This window comes from Microbacterium phyllosphaerae (assembly GCF_050628115.1).
GTDB lineage: Bacteria > Actinomycetota > Actinomycetes > Actinomycetales > Microbacteriaceae > Microbacterium > Microbacterium phyllosphaerae_A.
This window is the reverse complement of the sequence record NZ_CP192502.1, coordinates 1,985,012-2,001,990: the sequence shown is the minus strand read 5'-3', so window position 1 is coordinate 2,001,990 and position 16,979 is coordinate 1,985,012. Positions and strand designations below refer to the sequence as shown.

The 16,979-nt window shown below is 68.9% G+C and carries 14 protein-coding genes; 11 read left to right on the top strand and 3 right to left on the bottom strand.

Features of this window, described 5'->3' with window-relative positions; genetic code table 11:
- Nucleotides 1–106 precede the first annotated feature (106 nt).
- Nucleotides 107–1,162 carry an alpha/beta hydrolase gene (locus tag ACQ4LY_RS09345; RefSeq protein WP_431070860.1) on the top strand — a complete coding sequence of 352 codons (1,056 nt, stop codon included), beginning with the start codon at nucleotides 107–109 and terminating at the stop codon, nucleotides 1,160–1,162.
- Nucleotides 1,163–1,194: 32 nt separating this feature from the next.
- Here ACQ4LY_RS09345 and ACQ4LY_RS09340 read toward each other — a convergent pair whose 3' ends face one another.
- Complete coding sequence (locus tag ACQ4LY_RS09340) at nucleotides 1,195–2,583, bottom strand: pyridoxal phosphate-dependent decarboxylase family protein (RefSeq protein WP_431070858.1); 1,389 nt, start codon at nucleotides 2,581–2,583, stop codon at nucleotides 1,195–1,197.
- A gap of 9 nt (nucleotides 2,584–2,592) precedes the next feature.
- Nucleotides 2,593–3,258, bottom strand: coding sequence for a TetR/AcrR family transcriptional regulator (locus tag ACQ4LY_RS09335; RefSeq protein WP_431070856.1), 666 nt, complete (start codon nucleotides 3,256–3,258; stop codon nucleotides 2,593–2,595).
- Nucleotides 3,259–3,350: 92 nt separating this feature from the next.
- Between ACQ4LY_RS09335 and ACQ4LY_RS09330 the strand changes: the two genes are divergently transcribed.
- The 6 genes from ACQ4LY_RS09330 (at nucleotide 3,351) to ACQ4LY_RS09305 (ending at nucleotide 10,288) form a co-directional block, all read left to right on the top strand.
- Nucleotides 3,351–4,391, top strand: coding sequence for an agmatine deiminase family protein (locus tag ACQ4LY_RS09330; RefSeq protein WP_431070854.1), 1,041 nt, complete (start codon nucleotides 3,351–3,353; stop codon nucleotides 4,389–4,391).
- Nucleotides 4,388–6,103: an amidase gene (locus ACQ4LY_RS09325; protein WP_431070852.1), complete on the top strand. Its 1,716-nt coding sequence runs from the start codon at nucleotides 4,388–4,390 to the stop codon at nucleotides 6,101–6,103. The genes ACQ4LY_RS09330 and ACQ4LY_RS09325 overlap by 4 nt, the downstream gene beginning before the upstream one ends.
- Before the next feature lie 89 nt (nucleotides 6,104–6,192).
- Nucleotides 6,193–7,047, top strand: coding sequence for a tryptophan 2,3-dioxygenase (locus ACQ4LY_RS09320; protein ID WP_341955236.1), 855 nt, complete (start codon nucleotides 6,193–6,195; stop codon nucleotides 7,045–7,047).
- Nucleotides 7,047–8,168 carry an amidohydrolase family protein gene (locus tag ACQ4LY_RS09315; protein WP_431070849.1) on the top strand — a complete coding sequence of 374 codons (1,122 nt, stop codon included), beginning with the start codon at nucleotides 7,047–7,049 and terminating at the stop codon, nucleotides 8,166–8,168. Before ACQ4LY_RS09320 ends, ACQ4LY_RS09315 begins: the two co-directional genes overlap by 1 nt.
- Nucleotide 8,169: 1 nt before the next feature.
- Nucleotides 8,170–9,423: a kynureninase gene (locus ACQ4LY_RS09310; RefSeq protein WP_431070847.1), complete on the top strand. Its 1,254-nt coding sequence runs from the start codon at nucleotides 8,170–8,172 to the stop codon at nucleotides 9,421–9,423.
- Nucleotides 9,413–10,288 (top strand): PaaX family transcriptional regulator, encoded by an 876-nt coding sequence (locus tag ACQ4LY_RS09305; RefSeq protein WP_431070845.1) that lies wholly within the window; start codon nucleotides 9,413–9,415, stop codon nucleotides 10,286–10,288. The genes ACQ4LY_RS09310 and ACQ4LY_RS09305 overlap by 11 nt, the downstream gene beginning before the upstream one ends.
- Here the strand turns inward: ACQ4LY_RS09305 and ACQ4LY_RS09300 are convergent.
- Nucleotides 10,263–11,264, bottom strand: coding sequence for a LacI family DNA-binding transcriptional regulator (locus ACQ4LY_RS09300; protein ID WP_431070843.1), 1,002 nt, complete (start codon nucleotides 11,262–11,264; stop codon nucleotides 10,263–10,265). The two genes, ACQ4LY_RS09305 and ACQ4LY_RS09300, sit on opposite strands and share 26 nt — an antisense overlap.
- Nucleotides 11,265–11,427: 163 nt before the next feature.
- On the opposite strand from ACQ4LY_RS09300, the gene ACQ4LY_RS09295 reads away from it, so the two are divergent.
- Genes ACQ4LY_RS09295 through ACQ4LY_RS09280 form a run of 4 tightly spaced genes read left to right on the top strand, consistent with a single transcriptional unit; the run spans nucleotide 11,428 to nucleotide 16,975 of the window.
- Entirely contained in the window at nucleotides 11,428–12,723 is a 1,296-nt protein-coding gene (locus tag ACQ4LY_RS09295; protein WP_431070841.1) for an extracellular solute-binding protein, read from the top strand.
- A complete protein-coding gene (locus ACQ4LY_RS09290; protein ID WP_431070839.1) occupies nucleotides 12,704–13,729 on the top strand; it encodes a carbohydrate ABC transporter permease in 1,026 nt (341 codons plus the stop codon). Before ACQ4LY_RS09295 ends, ACQ4LY_RS09290 begins: the two co-directional genes overlap by 20 nt.
- A complete protein-coding gene (locus ACQ4LY_RS09285) occupies nucleotides 13,726–14,616 on the top strand; it encodes a carbohydrate ABC transporter permease (protein WP_431070837.1) in 891 nt (296 codons plus the stop codon). The genes ACQ4LY_RS09290 and ACQ4LY_RS09285 overlap by 4 nt, the downstream gene beginning before the upstream one ends.
- Before the next feature lie 58 nt (nucleotides 14,617–14,674).
- On the top strand, nucleotides 14,675–16,975 hold the full coding sequence (locus tag ACQ4LY_RS09280) for a beta-glucosidase family protein (protein ID WP_431070835.1): 2,301 nt from the start codon (nucleotides 14,675–14,677) through the stop codon (nucleotides 16,973–16,975).
- The last annotated feature ends 4 nt before the right edge of the window (nucleotides 16,976–16,979 follow it).

The following is a 16,979-nucleotide window of genomic DNA, read 5'->3' as shown; positions in this document are numbered from 1 at the left end:
TGATTCAACATAAGCGAACGCGATGTCGCGCAGCGGACGGGCTGTGCCGGGCCTACGCCGAATCCGACCGGAATACTGCCAAGATGAGGCGCGGAGAGGGGTTTCCGTGACCACCAGTGCGCCCGAAGTCGAGTCCGTCCACCCGAAGAGGGCCCGTCGGCCGTGGCACCGGACGAAAGTCGCTCTCGCGCTGATCGTCGCCGTCACCGCGGTGATCGCCATCATCGGCGCGCTCACGCCCTGGCCGTCCGCCATGCTGATCCGCGCCGTGTTCACGAAGGGCGGCGACGAGACCGCCGCCGAGATGGACAAGCACGTGCCTGACACGAAGCTCACCGAGCAGCGCGATGTCGCTTACGCCGACGGCGGCGCCGACACCACGATGGACGTCTTCACACCGGCATCCGCCTCCGGCCCGCTGCCGACGGTCGTCTGGATCCACGGTGGCGCGTGGATCTCGGGATCGAAGGAGAACGTCGACCCGTACATGCGCATCCTCGCCGCCGAGGGCTACACGACCATCGCCGTCAACTACACGATCGGGCCGGAAGGCGTGTACCCGCTCGCGGTGCACCAGCTCAACGACGCGCTCGCCTACATCGACAAGAACGCCGACGAGCTCGGCGTCGACCCGAACCAGATCGTGCTCGCCGGGGACTCTGCCGGCGGCCAGCTCGCCAGCCAGATGGCGACGCTCATGACGAGCCCCGACTACGCCGAGATCCTGGACATCACCCCCGCGCTGACGAAGGACCAGGTGGTGGCGACCGTGCTCAACTGCGGCGTCTACGACCTTGCGGCCCTCGCCGCCCTCGACGGGGTGGTCGGCTGGGGACTCAAGACGTCGATGTGGGCGTACGCGGGAACAAAGACGTGGGCGGAGGACTCGACGGGCTCCACGATGTCGACGATCGACTGGGTCACCGAGGACTTCCCGACGACCTACATCTCGGGCGGCAACGGCGACGGACTCACCTGGCTGCAGTCCATTCCGATGGCGAAGCGCCTCGACGAGCTCGGGGTGGACGTGACGACCCTGTTCTGGCCCGCGCCGCACGAGCCCGCGCTGCCTCACGAGTACCAGTTCCACCTCGACATGCCCGACGCGCAGACCGCGCTGCAGAAGACGATCGACTTCCTGAACGCGCACACCACGCGCTGAGAGCGGCCCGTCGTCTTACCGGACGCGCCGTCTTACTTCGTGGCGTCGAGCTTCATCGTGTCAAGGATGCCGACGAGGTCGTCGAAGGTCGTGAGCGGGTTGAGGATCGCGAACCGCGTGTTGGGGCGACCGCGATGCGAGCTCGGCACGACGAACGCCCGTTGCGAGTCGAGCAGCTCGTCGGACCACCGGTCGTAGTCCTCGCGCTCCCACCCCTCACGCTCGAACACGACGACCGAGAGCTGAGGATCCCGCACGAGTCGCAGCTCGGGGCGGGCGGAGATCTCGGCTGCGATCGTCTTCGTGAGGGTGAGCGTCGCGCTCACCGCCTCGCGATAGGCGGTCACGCCGTAGGTCGCGAGAGAGAACCAGAGCGGCAGCCCGCGAGGGCGCCGAGTCAACTGGATCGAGTAGTCCGACGGGCTGAAGTCGCCCGCGTCTGTGAGGGTGTCGAGATACTCGGCGTGCTGCGTGTGCGCACGGCGACCCGCATCGGGGTCGCGGTAGATCAGCGCACAGCAGTCGAACGGCGCGAACAGCCACTTGTGCGGATCGACGATGACCGAGTCAGCGCGTTCCACTCCCGCGAAGATGCTGCGAGCCTCGGGGGCGAGCATCGCTGTGAGGCCGTAGGCCCCATCGATGTGCAGCCAGAAGTCGAACTCGTCCTTGAGGGCGGCGATGCCGGCGATGTCGTCGACGATTCCGAAGTTCGTGGATCCGCCGGTCGCCACGACAGCGCAGATCTCGTCGCCGTGCTCGCTCAGCGCCTCGCGCACGGCATCGGCCCGCAGCACGCCGTCGTCTCCCGCGGGCACGAGCAGCACATCGGCATCCATGACCTTCGCCGCCGATCTGTTCGAGGAGTGCGCCTCGACGCTGCACACGATCTTCCACCGCTGAGGCAGCTCTTTGCCAGCCTCGAGCAGCTTCGCCTTCGCAGCCTCGCGCGCGGCGACCAGCGCCGACAGGTTGCCGATCGTGCCGCCCTGCACGAACACTCCGCCTGCGGTGTCGGGGAGCCCGAACTCGGAGGCGAGGAAGGAGAGCACCTCGTTCTCGGCGTGGACGGCGCCCGCTCCTTCGAGCCAGCTTCCGCCGTAGAGGCCGGATGCCGAGACCACGAGGTCGAAGGCGATCGAGGCGATCGTCGGCGCGGTGGGGATGAACGACAGATACGACGGGTGGCTCGTCGTCAGGCACGCCGGGGCGAGGATGTGCTCGAACACGCTCAGCGCGCGCTGCGAGCCGAGCCCTGCATCGGTGATCGTGGTGCCGACCAGCCTGTTGAGCTCGGCCGGGGTCTGCGGCTTGTCGAGCGGCACGTCGGCCGCGAGCATCCTTCGTCGTGAGTAGTCGAGCACGGCGTCGACGATCGCCGTCGATTCGGCCGAGGCCGCGTGCATGCGTTCTGCTCCCATGAGCTGTCCTTACCTGTGGCTCTCTGCGAGCGGTGTCGTCTCGAGTGAAAGAGGGATGGTCGGCGCCTCGACCGGCACGTCGAGCACCGCCGAGAGGGTGCGGCGTGCGAGGTCGGCCCGGTCGCGCGGCGCCCAGTGCACCAGAGAGTGCGCGCTCATGCCGTCGACCATGGCCAACAGCATCCACGCCGAGGATCCGGCGTCCACCCGCAGCGCCGGGTCTTCGGCGATGGCGCGCGCGATGAGGTCTTCGAGGGCGCTGTGCCAGAGATCCATCTCAGCCCGCACTCGGGCACCGAGAGCCTCGTTGCGCGCTCCGAGCGCCCAGGACTGCACCCACACCATGGCGACGTCGTCGCGCGAGTCGTCGAGCAGCGTCTCGATGAGTCGCAGCAGGTTCGCGCGCAGGTCGACGGCGTCGTCGTACGCGGCTATGACCTCGTCGCGCTCGGCGGCGACGATCGCGGTGAACACCTCGGCGACGAATGACTCCATCACGGGCCGGTAGTGCGCGACGAGGGCGGGCGTCACGCCCACTCGGGCGGCGACCGCACGCACGGTCAGGGCTTCGAGCCCGCTCTCGGAGGCCAGCGCCACGGCGCCGTCGAGGATCGAGCGCTCACGCTCCTCGGGCGGCAGCCGGCGAGGTGCGGCAGCTCTTGACGTCGTCTTCATCACGGGCTACCGTATCACCCGTTGGACACGTGTTCAATAGCGATCACGACTCCTCGTCCGCGAGGTCGGGATCAGCAGCGAGGGAGACAATCATGGCCTGGCACATGCCCGCCGAGACCGCACCGCACGACCGCACCTGGATGGCATTCCCCGCCGAGGGTCCGACCCTGGGCGAGTCCTCCGCCGAGCGCGAAGAGGGCTATGCCACCTGGGCGGCCGTCGCCCACGCGGTGGCCGAGTTCGAGCCGGTCACGATGATCGTCGACCCCGCCGAGCTCTCCCGCGCCCGGCGCATGCTGGGCAGCGGCATCGACATCGTCGAGGCGCCCGTCGATGAATTCTGGATGCGCGACTCCGGCCCGACCTTCGTGATCGACGACCACCGCCCCGGCGTCCTCGGCGCCGTCGACTGGATCTTCAACGGCTGGGGCGCCCCCGCCTGGGCGCAGTGGCAGAAGGCGGCGCAGCATGCGCGCATCATCGCCGGTGCGGTCGGCGCAGAGCTCGTCAGCTCGACGCTCGTCAACGAGGGCGGCGGCATCCATGTCGACGGCGAGGGCACCGTGCTGCTCACCGACACCGTGCAGCTCGATCCGCGGCGCAATCCGTTCGCCGACCGGCAGCGCGTCGAGGCCGAGATGGCCCGCACGATCGGCGCGACCAAGGCCGTGTGGCTGCCCCGCGGACTCACCCGCGACTACGACGACTTCGGCACGAACGGGCACGTCGACATCGTCGCCACCCTCGTCTCTCCCGGCAGACTGCTGCTCCACGACCAGCCGAACCCCGACCATCCCGACCATGCCGTGACACGCGAGCTGCGCGCGCACCTCGCACAGCAGACGGATGCCGCCGGCCGCCGATTCGAGATCATCGACCTGCCCGCACCCGCGACCCTGCGCGACGACGAGGGCTTCGTCGACTGGAGCTACGTCAACCACCTGGTCACAAACGACGGCGTCGTCGCCTGCGGCTTCGGCGATGAACAGGCCGACGCCACGGCGAGAGAGATCCTCGCCGATGCGTATCCGGGTCGCCGCGTCGTCACCGTCGACGCCCGCCCGCTGTTCGACCGCGGCGGCGGCATCCACTGCATCACCCAGCAGCAGCCGAGCGTGGCGGTGCACTCGTGATCGACGTCGTCGAGACCTCCATCGCCGACCTGCGGCGAGCGCTCGAGACCGGCGCAGCCACCGCGGTCGAGCTCGTCGACGCCTACCTGGCGCGCATCGCCGCCTACGACGGCCCCGACACCGCGACCGCGCTGAATGCGGTCGTCGTCGCGAATCCTGATGCGCACGTCGAGGCCGCGGCATCGGACGCCCGTCGGGCACGCGGCGAGACGCTCGGCCCGCTCGACGGGATCCCGTACACGGCGAAGGACAGCTACCTGGTGCGTGGACTCACCGCCGCCGCCGGCAGCCCCGCGTTCGCCGACCTCATCGCGCAGCGCGACGCGTTCACGATCGAACGCCTGCGTGCGGGCGGCGCGATCTGCCTCGGGCTGACGAACATGCCTCCGATGGCGAACGGCGGGATGCAGCGCGGTGTCTACGGGCGCGCCGAGAGCCCCTACAACGCCGAGTTCCTCACCGCGCCCTTCGCGTCCGGATCGTCGAACGGCTCGGGCACCGCCACCGCGGCGAGCTTCGCGGCGTTCGGCCTGGGGGAGGAGACCTGGTCGAGCGGCCGTGGGCCCGCGACCAACAACGCCCTCTGCGCCTACACACCCTCGCGCGGCGTGATCTCGACCCGCGGCAACTGGCCGCTCGTGCCGACCATGGACGTCGTCGTGCCCCACGCCCGCACGATGGCCGACCTGCTCGTGGTCCTCGACGTGATCGTCGCCGACGACGCCGAGGTGCGCGGCGACTTCTGGCGAGCGCAGCCGTGGGTGACGCTGCCCGCGTCGTCCGAGGTGCGCCCGGCATCGTACGCCGCTCTGGCCGACGGCGCGGGGGCAGGACTCCGGGGTGCTCGCATCGGCATCCCCCGCATGTACATCAATGCCGATCCGGATGCCGGCACGGCCGACGAGCCCGGAATCGGCGGCCCCACCGGCCAGCGCATCGTGACCCGCGCCTCGGTGATCGCGCGCTGGGAGGCTGCGCGCCGCGACCTTGAGGCCGCCGGTGCCACGGTGGTCGAGGTCGACTTCCCCGTGGTGTCGAACTACGAAGGCGACCGACCCGGCGCTCCCACCATCTCGACGCGCGGACTCGTGTCTCCGGAGTATCTGCAGCGCGAGATCGTCGACCTGTCGGCGTGGGGCTGGGAGGACTTCCTGCAGGCGAACGGCGATCCGCAGCTGCACACGCTCGCAGAGGTCGACGGAGCGGCGATCTTCCCGCATCCCGACGGAGCACTCCCCGACCGCTACACCGGCTTCGACGACGACATCGCCGAGTATCCGGGCTGGGTGCGCGACAATCCGGGCGTCGGATTCGAGGACATGTCCGAGCTCCCCGACGGACTGCGCGGGCTCGAAGAGACCCGTCGCATCGACCTCGAGGAGTGGATGGATGAGAACGAGCTCGATGCCGTCGTCTTCCCTGCCGTCGCCGACGTGGGGCCCGCCGACATGGACGTGAACGTCGCGTCCGCCGATCTCGGCTGGCGCAACGGCACCTGGATCGCCAACGGCAACCTGACCGTGCGTCACCTCGGCATCCCGACCGTCACGGTGCCGATGGGCCTCATGGCAGACATCGGCATGCCGATCGGCCTGACCTTCGCCGGCCGCGCCTATGACGACTCCGCACTGCTGCGCCTCGCCGCGGCATTCGAGGCGACGGGAGAGGCCGGAGAACGTCGCACCGCTCCCCCACGCACGCCGAGGCTGTGACGCAGCAAGCCTCACAGGACATTTCACTATTGTGACGCTCGCCACGATTGTTATATGTTTAGCCTGTCCGTCACGACAGGAAGCCACCCATGAGCACCGAGAACAACGAGCGCGAGCTCGAGGCCGGCATCGTCACCGATCTGTCCGGACGCATGACCTACGGGTCGTATCTGTCGCTCGATCAGCTGCTCACCGCGCAGAATCCGGTGAGCGTTCCCGAGCACCACGATGAACTGCTGTTCATCATCCAGCACCAGACGACCGAACTCTGGCTCAAGCAGCTGCTGCACGAACTGTCGTCCGCCCGCGAGCTGCTCGCGAGCGACGATCTGCGTGAGGCCCTGAAGCGCGTCGCGCGCGTGAAGCGCATCCAAGACGTCATGACCCAGCAGTGGTCGATCCTCGCCACTCTCACCCCCACCGAGTACGCACAGTTCCGTGGAGCGCTCGGCAACTCCTCGGGATTCCAGTCGGTGCAGTATCGCGCTGTCGAATTCGCGCTCGGCAACAAGAACGAGAAGATGCTGAGCGTCTTCAGCGATCACCCCGCCAACCTCGCGCTGCTCACCGCCGAATGGCACAAGCCCACGCTCTACGACGAGTTCCTGCGCTATGCCTCTCGCCGCGGCCTGCCGGTCCCTGCCGAGATCCTCGACCGGGACGTGCGGCTCCCCTATCGCGAGACCCCCGAGCTGGTGCCCGCGATCCGCGAGATCTACCAGAACCACCAGCAGCACTGGGACCTCTACGAAGCCTGCGAAGATCTGGTCGACCTCGAAGACAACTTCCAGTTCTGGCGCTTCCGCCACCTCAAGACCGTCGCCCGCACGATCGGCATGAAGGTCGGCACCGGGGGCTCGAGCGGCGTGGGCTTCCTGCAGCGCGCGCTCGATCTGACGTTCTTCCCCGAGCTGTACACCGTGCGCACGGAGATCGGCGGCTGATGCACGCGGCGACCTACTTCGACGGCGAAGGATGGCGCGACGGCATCATCGACCTCGTCGACGGACGGATGCTGCTGCGCGACGAGAGCCCCACACGCGACCTGCCCCGCCTCGACGGCGTGATCGTCGGCGGGTTCACCGACCACCACGTGCACCTTCAGCTGGTCGACCACACTCTGCTGCACGGGTCGACGCTCGGTCGCGTCGCAGATCTAGGCGCGAACCCGACCGTCGTCGCCGCCCTCTCGGCGAAGATGCGCGGGGCCGAGAACACGTGCGAGAACTCGGACGGGGCCAGAAACGCACCCGCTGATCCCCGCGGGGCCAAAAACGCTTCCGAATCGACGTTCTCCGGTGCGTTTTTGACCCCGCACGGGACGACGGCCCCGCACGGGACGACCCCGCGCCCGACCACGCACCCGACCACGCACCCCATCGCGGTCGAGTTCGCCGGTGCATTCCTCACCCCCGTCGGCGGTTACCCGAGCGACCGCGACTGGGCACCCGCCGGATCCTTCCGCGAGATCGCCGATACTGCGTCAGCGGGCGCCGCCGTGGCCGAGATGGCGGATGCCGGAGCATCCTGCATCAAGGTCGCGAGCAACGCCGACGCCGGGCCCGTCTTCACCGACGACCTGTTCCGCGCGATCGTCGACACAGCCTCCGGCCGCGGACTCCCCGTCGTCGCCCACGCCCAGGGCGGCGGAGAGGCCCAGCGCGTCGCGCGCCTCGGTACCGCCCGACTGGCACATGCCCCGTTCACCGAACGTCTCGGCGACGCCGAGATCACGGTGCAGGCCGCATCGGTCGCCTGGATCTCGACCCTCTCGATCCACGACGGCGAGACGCTCGTCACCGCGGTCGACAACGTCCGGCGCTTCCACGCATCCGGCGGAACCGTGCTCTACGGCACCGATATGGGCAACGGCCCTACGCCCGTCGGTCTGAACCCGAACGAGCTCGCCGCTCTCCGAGACGCCGGGATCAGCGGCACCGCTCTGCTCCGCGCTCTCGCGCCGCAGGACCCCCGCGACGCCGCATCCGCTCTTCTCCGACTCCCCGGCACCGACTCCGACCCGGCACTCGCCCGCCCGCTGACCAGCGCTGATCTGAAGGCATGACATGACCGACGCCCGCGACTCCACCCGCCTCGACTCCGGCCTGTTCGAGACCGCCTATGCTCTCGACGCCGCCGATCCGCTCCGCGCCCATCTCGACGCGTTCGCCGACGCACCGGGCGTCGGCGCCTATCTCGACGGCAATTCGCTCGGACGTCCGCTGCGCGACATCCCCGAGAAGCTCGCCGCATTCGTGCGCGACGACTGGGGGACCCGGCTGATCCGCTCGTGGGACGAGCAGTGGATGGCGTTGCCGACGCAGCTCGGCGATCGCATCGCCGAGCTCACTCTCGGCGCGGCCGCCGGTCAGACCGTCGTCGCCGACTCGACGAGCGTGCTCATCTACAAGCTGATGCGCGCCGCGGCGACCGCCGATGAGCGCCGCACCGAGCTCGTGATCGAGGCGGGCAACTTCCCGACCGACCGGTTCATGGCCGAGGGTGTGGCCGCCGAGACCGGGATGACGGTGCGCTGGATCGAACCCGACCCGGTGCTCGGCGTGCAGATCGCCGATGTGATCGCCGCGATCTCCGAGAAGACGGCCCTCGTCTCGCTCAGCCACGTCGACTACCGTTCCGGCGCCCTGGCCGACATGCCGGGGATCACGGATGCCGTGCACGAGGTCGGCGCCCTCATGATGTGGGACCTCTGCCATTCGGCCGGGATCATCCCGATGCAGCTCGACGCCTGGGGCGTGGACATGGCCGTCGGATGCACGTACAAGTACCTCAACGGCGGGCCGGGCTCCCCCGCGTTCGCGTATCTGCGGCGAGAGCACCAGGGTGTGCTTCGCCAGCCGATCCAGGGGTGGTGGAGCGCCGCCGACATCTTCGCGATGGGCCCCGAGTACGTTCCCGCGGGCGACATCCGCCAGCTTCTCAGCGGCACCCCGCCCATCACCTCGATGCTCGCGATGCAGGGGATGCTCGACCTGATCGAGCAGGCGTCGATAGAGGGCGTGCGGGCGAAGGCCGTCTCCCTCACCGACTTCGCCGTTCGCGCATATGACGAGCTGCTCGCCCCGCTCGACGTGCGGCTGCTCAGCCCGCGCGACGCCGAGCTCCGCGGGGGCCACGTGACGATCGGGCACCCGGATTTCCGCGCCGTGACGCAGCGACTGTGGGCGGACGGCATCATCCCCGACTTCCGCTTCCCCGACGGCATCCGCCTGGGACTCTCGCCGCTCAGCACCTCGCACGCCGAGACGCTCACCGGCGTGCTCGCTGTGCGCGATGCGCTGGAGTCGCATGATCGCTGATCCTCGCGCATCCCCGGCGGCCCCGGCCCCGCCATCGGAAGACACCGTCGGCCCCGTGCTCGACGACATCGACGCGCATCCTGGAAGCACCGCATCCCTCCTCCGCACGATCGTCGGCCTGTACCTGCGTCCGCTCGACGGATGGATCTCGGCCGCCGACATCGTGTCGCTCGCCGGCGCCCTCAGCATCCCCGCCGCCCAGGCGCGCACCGGAATCACCCGCCTCAAGCAGAAGGGCCTGCTGCTCGCCGAGCGCAGGAACGCGATCGGGTATCGGCTGAACCCGGATGCCACCACGATGCTCGAACGAGGCGATCGGCGGATCTTCGAGATGCGCGAGATGACGGATGCCGACAGCTGGTGCCTCATCTCGTTCTCGATCCCCGAGAGCGCACGCAGCATCCGCCACCAGCTGCGACGCCGGCTGCAGTGGATCGGGGCGGGAGTCGTGTCGCCCGCGCTGTGGATCTGCCCCGGCCATCTGCAGGACGAGGCCTGGGAGATCGTCGCCGACCTCGACGCCCGCGAATGGGTGACCCTGTTCCGGGCCGGCACCCCGACGACCCCGAAGCCCCTGCCAGAGGCTGCCGCCGAATGGTGGGATCTCGACGCGCTGCGCGCCGAGCACCTCGCCTTCCAGCAGTCGCTGACGATGCTTCCCGACGAACCGTTCGCCGCCTATGTGCGACTGATCGACAGCTGGCGCGTGCTGCCCTACATAGACCCGGGCCTTCCGCCGTCGATGCTCCCGGACGACTGGCCTGGCGGGCGCAGCTTCGCCGAGTTCGCCCGGTTGTCCCAGACTCTGGCGGATGCAGCCTGGCGGCACGTCCGCGAGGTCACCGAGGTGGCGCGGCGGTCGTAGCCCTCACGATGAGTCGGGTCGGGAGTATCACGTGCATCTCGTCGACCTCCCGGCCGGAGAGCAGCGTGAAGACCATCTCTGCGGCGACCGCCCCGAGCCGGCGCATCGGCTGCTGGATGGTCGTGAGCGGCAGCGCACGGCGGGTGGCCTCCGGCACGTCGTCGAATCCGACGACCGAGAGATCCGCGGGCACCCGCAGGCCGAGCTGGTGCGCGACGTCGATCACCGCGATCGCCGAGAGGTCGTTCGCGGCGAACACCGCGGTCGGACGCGAGTCGGAGCTCAGCATGACCCGTGCGGAGTCGCGCGTCGCCTCCAGCTCGTAGCGTCCGATGCCGATGAGAGACGGATCGAGCGGGATCCCGGCGTCGGCGAGAGCGCGCCGGTAGCCGGCGTCACGCAGCCCCGCCGATCGCAGATCGGGGCGTCCGGCGAGGAATCCGATGCGGCGGTGCCCGAGTTCGATCAGGTGCCTGGTGGCGGCGAGCGCACCGCCGAAGCTGTCGGACTCGACGGTCGGCAGGTCTGCCCGACCGGTGTGCGGGTCGACGGCGACGACGGGGATCTCTGCCCCCGCGCTCACCACCGTGGGCGTCACCATGATCGCCGCATCGATCAGCGTGCCGGACAGGCGGCTGAGCGACCTGCGCTCCCAGCCGTCGCTCGCACCGTGGTGCGAACCCGCATACGCGAGGAGGTCGAATCCCATGTCGTGCATGGCCGCGCCGACGCCCTTGAGGATCTCGGCGCTGAACGGCTCGAAGTCGGCGAGGAGCACCCCGATCACGCCGGTGCGACGCGCTCGCATGCTGCTCGCGACGAGGCTCGACTCGTATCCGAGAGCCTTGACGGTGTCGAGCACGCGCTGCACCGTCGCGTCCGCGATCCCGTACCGGCCGTTGACCGCTTTCGAGACGGTCGACACCGAGACGCCGGCCGCGCGCGCGACGTCATGGATCGTTGTCCGAGCCCCCATGAGACGCCAGCGTAGCCGTGTGCTCGCGGCCATGGAAACTGTTTTCGAAAACGTTTGACGATCGAGTGCCCCGACTGAAGACTCATGCCACTGCGGTCTCACCCGAGCTGCCGCAGGCGCCCCGCAGTGACGCGGCGCGCAACTCGATGAGGAGAACGATCACATGAACAGCAGAAGGCTCCCCCTCGCCTCCGCGGTCGCAGCATTGGCCGTCGGAGCACTCGCGCTCTCGGGCTGCACCCCGGACTCGTCCGGCACCGGCGACGGCGGCGACACCACGATGACCCTGTGGCACAACTCGACGACCGGCCCCGGAGTGGAGTTCTGGGAGAAGACGGTCGCCGACTTCGAGGGTGACAACCCCGGAGTCACGATCGAGATCCAGTCGATCCAGAATGAAGACCTCGACGGCAAGCTGCAGACGGCGCTCAACTCCGGCGACGCCCCCGACATCTTCCTGCAGCGGGGCGGCGGCAAGATGGCCGCGATGGTCAAGGCCGGTCAGCTCAAGGACCTCACAGACGTCATCACCGGAGGGGCGAAGGACGAGATCCCGGATGCCGCATACTCGGCCAACAGCCTCGACGGCAAGATCTACGCGATGCCGGTCGCGGTGCTTCCCGGCGGCCTGTTCTACAGCCAGGATCTCTTCGACCAGGCAGGCATCACCGAGAACCCGACCACTCTCACCGAGCTCGAGGACGCCACCGAGGCGCTGAAGTCCGCGGGCATCGACCCGATCGCCCTCGGAGCGAAGGATGCCTGGCCCGCCGCGCACTGGTACTACTGGCTCGCTCTGCGCGAATGCAGCCCGGACACGCTCGCCGCGGCAGCCGACGAGATGGACTTCAGCGACGACTGCTGGGTGCGCGCGGGCGAGGACCTGCAGACGTTCGCCGAGACCGAGCCGTTCAACTCCGGCTTCCTCACGACACCCGCTCAGCAGGGTGCCGGCAGCTCCGCGGGCCTGATCGCCAACCACCAGGCCGCCATGGAGCTGATGGGCGCCTGGAACCCCGGCGTGATCGGATCGCTGACCCCCGATGAGAAGCCGCTGGCCGACCTCAGCTGGTTCCCGTTCCCCGAGATCGAGGGCGGTGACGGCGAGCCGGGTTCGATGATGGGCGGCGTCGACGGGTACTCGTGCTCGGTCGATGCGCCGGATGCCTGCGTCGACTTCCTGAACTACCTCGGCACCTCGGCGGTGCAGACCGAGTACTACAAGGCCTTCAACGCCCCGCCGGTCAACACCGTCGCCCAGGAGGCCGTCACCGAGCCGTACCTGCAGGACATCCTCGCGGCGTACAACGCTGCTCCGTACGCGACGCAGTGGCTCGACACCGTCTACGGACAGAACGTCGGCAACGCGCTGAACGTCGCAGTGGTCGACCTGCTCGCGGGCAACAGCAATGCCGAGGACCTCGTCAAGGCTGTGCAGGATGCCGCAGCGAAAGCGTGACACGCGTGCCCGGCTGGAAGTGATCCTTCTGGCCGGGCCCGCCCTGCTCGTCTTCCTCGCCTTCGTCATCTTCCCGGTGCTGATGGCGGCGTACTACGGGTTCTTCAGCTGGCAGGGCTACGGCCCGCCCACCGACTTCGTCGGCCTGAAGAACTACCTCACGATCCTCCAGGATCCGCTGTTCCACGATGCGCTCGCGCACAACGGCTTCATCCTGGTGTTCTCCCTCGTGCTCCAGGGGCCGATCGCGATCGTGCTCGCACTCCTGCTCAACCGCAAGATGCGCGGCCAGTCGCTGATCCGCGTGCTGATCTTCGTGCCGTACGTGATCTCCGAGGTCGTCGTGGGCACCGGGTGGAGCCTGATGCTGCAGACCAACGGCGCGATCAACGCGATGCTGACGAACATGGGCCTCGGGTTCCTCGCCACCGACTGGCTCTCGGACCCCGGCATCGCGATCTGGACACTGATGGCCATCATCACGTGGAAGTACATCGGCTTCGCGGTCATCCTGTTCCTCGCCGGGCTCCAGGGCATCCCCGAGGAGCTGCACGAGGCGGCGGCGATCGATGGCGCGTCCTACTGGCAGATCCAGTGGCGCATCACCCTGCCTCTGCTCGCGCCGACCCTGCGCATCTGGGCGTTCCTGTCGATCATCGGCTCGCTGCAGCTGTTCGACCTCGTCTACATCATCTGGGGGCAGTACATCGCGTCCACCGCCGGCACCTCGACCATGGCGACGTACATGGTCTCTGAGGGGCGCAACGCCGGCAACTACGGCTACGGCAATGCGGTCGCCGTCGTGCTCTTCCTCATCTCGCTCGTGGTCGCTCTCATCTATCAGCGTGCGGTGCTGCGCAAGGACACCGACGGCGCGCTCACCGGCACCTCCGGTCGCAGGCGCGGCTCTCGATCGCGTACATCGCAGGACGCCGTCCCGCAGGATGCCGGCGCAGACGCCGTCGCGGACGCAGACGCCACCACACAGAAGGAGTACGTCCGATGACCGCCACCTCGGTGCTCGTCACCCAGCGCCCCTCCCGTCTCGGACGCTCGGGTCGCAACGCCAAGCCACGGCTGCCGTGGGCGCATCCGACCGTGTACTTCGTCGCGCTGATCGCCGTCGGGCTGATGCTCGCACCCATCGCGTACATCATCACCGGCGGGTTCCGCACGAACGCGCAGATCACGACCGACCCGTCGGGGTTCCCGTCTCCGTGGGTGGTGTCGAACTATCTCGACGTCCTCACCGGAGACGTGTTCTGGCGGCTCGTGGGCAACTCGACGATCGTCGCCCTCGCGACCACGGTGGGCACCGTGGCGCTGGCGCTGATGGCGGCATACGTACTCGCGCGTTACCGGTTCGCCGGCCGCGGCGTGCTCTACGCGTTCTTCGCCGCGGGGCTCATGTTCCCCCTGACGGTCGCGATCACGCCGCTGTACATCGTGGTGCGCAGCCTCGGACTGATGAATTCGCTCGGTGGCGTCATCCTGCCTCAGATCGCCTTCGCCCTCCCGACGACCATCATCATCCTGGTGCCGTTCCTCCGGGCGATCCCCGACGAGATCGAGGAGGCCGCGTTCATCGACGGATGCAGCCGCATCGGATTCTTCTGGCGGATGGTGCTGCCACTCTCCTTGCCGGGGGTCATCACGACCGGCATCCTGGCGTTCATCGGCAGCTGGAACGGATACCTGCTGCCGTTGTTCATCCTCAACGACGCCTCCGCTTTCACGCTGCCACTCGGGGTGCAGTCGTTCGCCTCGCAGTATTCGGTCGACACCGCGAAAGTGCTCGCCTTCACCTCGCTGTCGATGATCCCGGCGCTGATCTTCTTCAGCCTGTTCGAACGGCGAATCGTGGGAGGGCTGACCGGTGCTGTCAAGGGCTGATGCGGTCTCCGTCGCGTCACCCCGCGTCGACGAGATAGAGAATGAGAAAGAGAACACGATGTCGCAGTCCGCAGGTCCCGTGCCGCACTCCCCCCGCGTCGAGGCGCTCCTCGCCCGAATGACGCTCGAGGAGAAGCAGGCCCAACTCGTCGGCTACTGGGTGGACCAGGGCGTCGAGGTCGTCGCGCCGATGTCGGGCGAGAAGAAGAGCTCGACCCGCTATGAGGACGCGTCCGAGCACGGGATCGGCCATCTCACCCGGGTGTACGGCACGCGTCCGGTCGACCCGGTGGAGCGCGCCGAGTGGTTGTGGGCGGAGCAGCGCCGCCTTCAGCAGGAGACCCGGCTCGGCATCCCCGCCATCGTGCACGAAGAGTGCCTGACGGGTCTCGCCGCGTGGAAGGCCGCGACCTTCCCGACGCCGCTCGCCTGGGGCGCTTCGTTCGACCCCGATCTCGTCGAGGAGGTCGGCCGGGCGGTCGGCTCGTCGATGAGCGCACTCGGCGTTCATCAGGGCCTCGCTCCCGTGCTCGACGTCATCCGCGACCCCCGCTGGGGTCGCGTCGACGAGTGCATCGCCGAGGACCCGTTGGTCGTCGGCCGCGTGGGCACGGCGTATGTCCGCGGACTGCAGGCCGAGGGCGTGCATGCGACTCTGAAGCACTTCATCGGATACTCCGCGTCGAAGGCAGGACGCAACCATGCGCCCGTGAGCGCAGGCCTGCGAGAGATAGAGGACGTGCTGCTGCCGCCGTTCGAGATGGCGATCCACGAGGGTGGCGCCCGCAGCGTGATGAACTCGTACGTCGACATCGACGGCGTTCCCGTCACCGCAGACGCGCGCTACCTGACCGGCGTCCTGCGCGATCGCTGGGGGTTCGACGGCGTGGTCGTGTCGGACTACTTCGCGGTCGACTTCCTCTACAGCATGCACCGGGCCGCCGCCGACTCGGCCGACGCCGCCAGGCTCGCGCTCATGGCCGGAATCGATGTCGAGCTGCCCTCACCCGACGCCTTCGTCACGCTCGCCGATCAGGTGCGCGACGGTCGGCTCCCGGTCGAGATCCTCGACAGGGCCGTGGGGCGGGTGCTCGCGCAGAAGGAGGATCTCGGGCTGCTGGATGCCGACTTCGACGCCCCTCCGACGGCGATCGACCTGGATCCGGCCGAGCACCGTGCGCTCGCGCGTCGCCTGGCCGAGGAGTCGATCGTGCTGCTGAGCAACGACGGCTCCCTGCCGCTCGCGCCCTCGACCACCGCGAGGATCGCCGTGATCGGTCCGAATGCCGACAGCTCCGAAGCGCTGATGGGCTGCTACTCGTTCGTCAACCATGTGCTCGCACATCACCCCGGCACGCCCGCGGGGATCGAGCTGCCGACCGTGGTCGAAGCTCTGCGCGCCGAGTTCCCCTGTGCCGAGATCACCTCGACGATCGGATGCGATGTCGAGGGCGCCGATCGCTCCGGCATCCCCGCTGCGGTCGATGCCGCCAGGGCAGCGGATGTCGCGATCGTCGTGGTGGGTGATCGTGCGGGCCTGTTCGGACGAGGCACGGTCGGCGAGGGCAACGACGTCGAGGACCTCGAGCTCCCCGGCATCCAGCGCGAGCTCGTCGAGGCGGTCGTCGCGACCGGCACTCCCGTGATCCTGATCACCATGACCGGACGTCCGTACGTCCTCGACTGGGCGCTGCCGACTCGCGCCGGCGCCGCCGGCACCATGACCGGCCTCGGCGCGGTCGACGCGTCGACCGAGGCGGACGAGGCCGCCGCCGGCATCCCTGCGGCTGTGCTGCAGACGTTCTTCCCCGGCGAGGAGGGCGGCCCCGCGATCGCGCGGCTGCTGAGCGGTCGGTGCGCGCCGTCGGGGCGTCTGCCGGTCTCGCTGCCTCGATCGGCGGGAGCGCAGCCGTACTCGTATCTGCATCCCGTGCTGGGCGGGCTCACGGATGTCACGAGCGCCGACTCGACACCCGTGCGGCCCTTCGGCTTCGGTCTCAGCTACACGACATTCGCTCACGACCAGCTCACCGCACCCGCGTCCGTCACCTCGGGCGAGCACTTCCGGGCGACGGTGCACGTGCGCAACACCGGAGACGTGGAGGCAGCGGATGTCGTGCAGCTCTACGCGAACGACGAGGTCGCGAGCGTGACCCGCCCGGTCGCCCAGCTGCTGGACTTCCGAAGGGTCACGCTCGCACCCGGCTCCGAGACCCTGGTCGAGTTCGACGTGCCGATCGACCGGCTCGCCTTCACCGGCCGCGACGGAGTGAAGCGTGTCGAGCCGGGGACGATCCGCCTCTGGGTCGGCGGCGCCTGCGACGACGAGGAGACCGTGACTCGGCTCGAGATCGTGTGAGGAG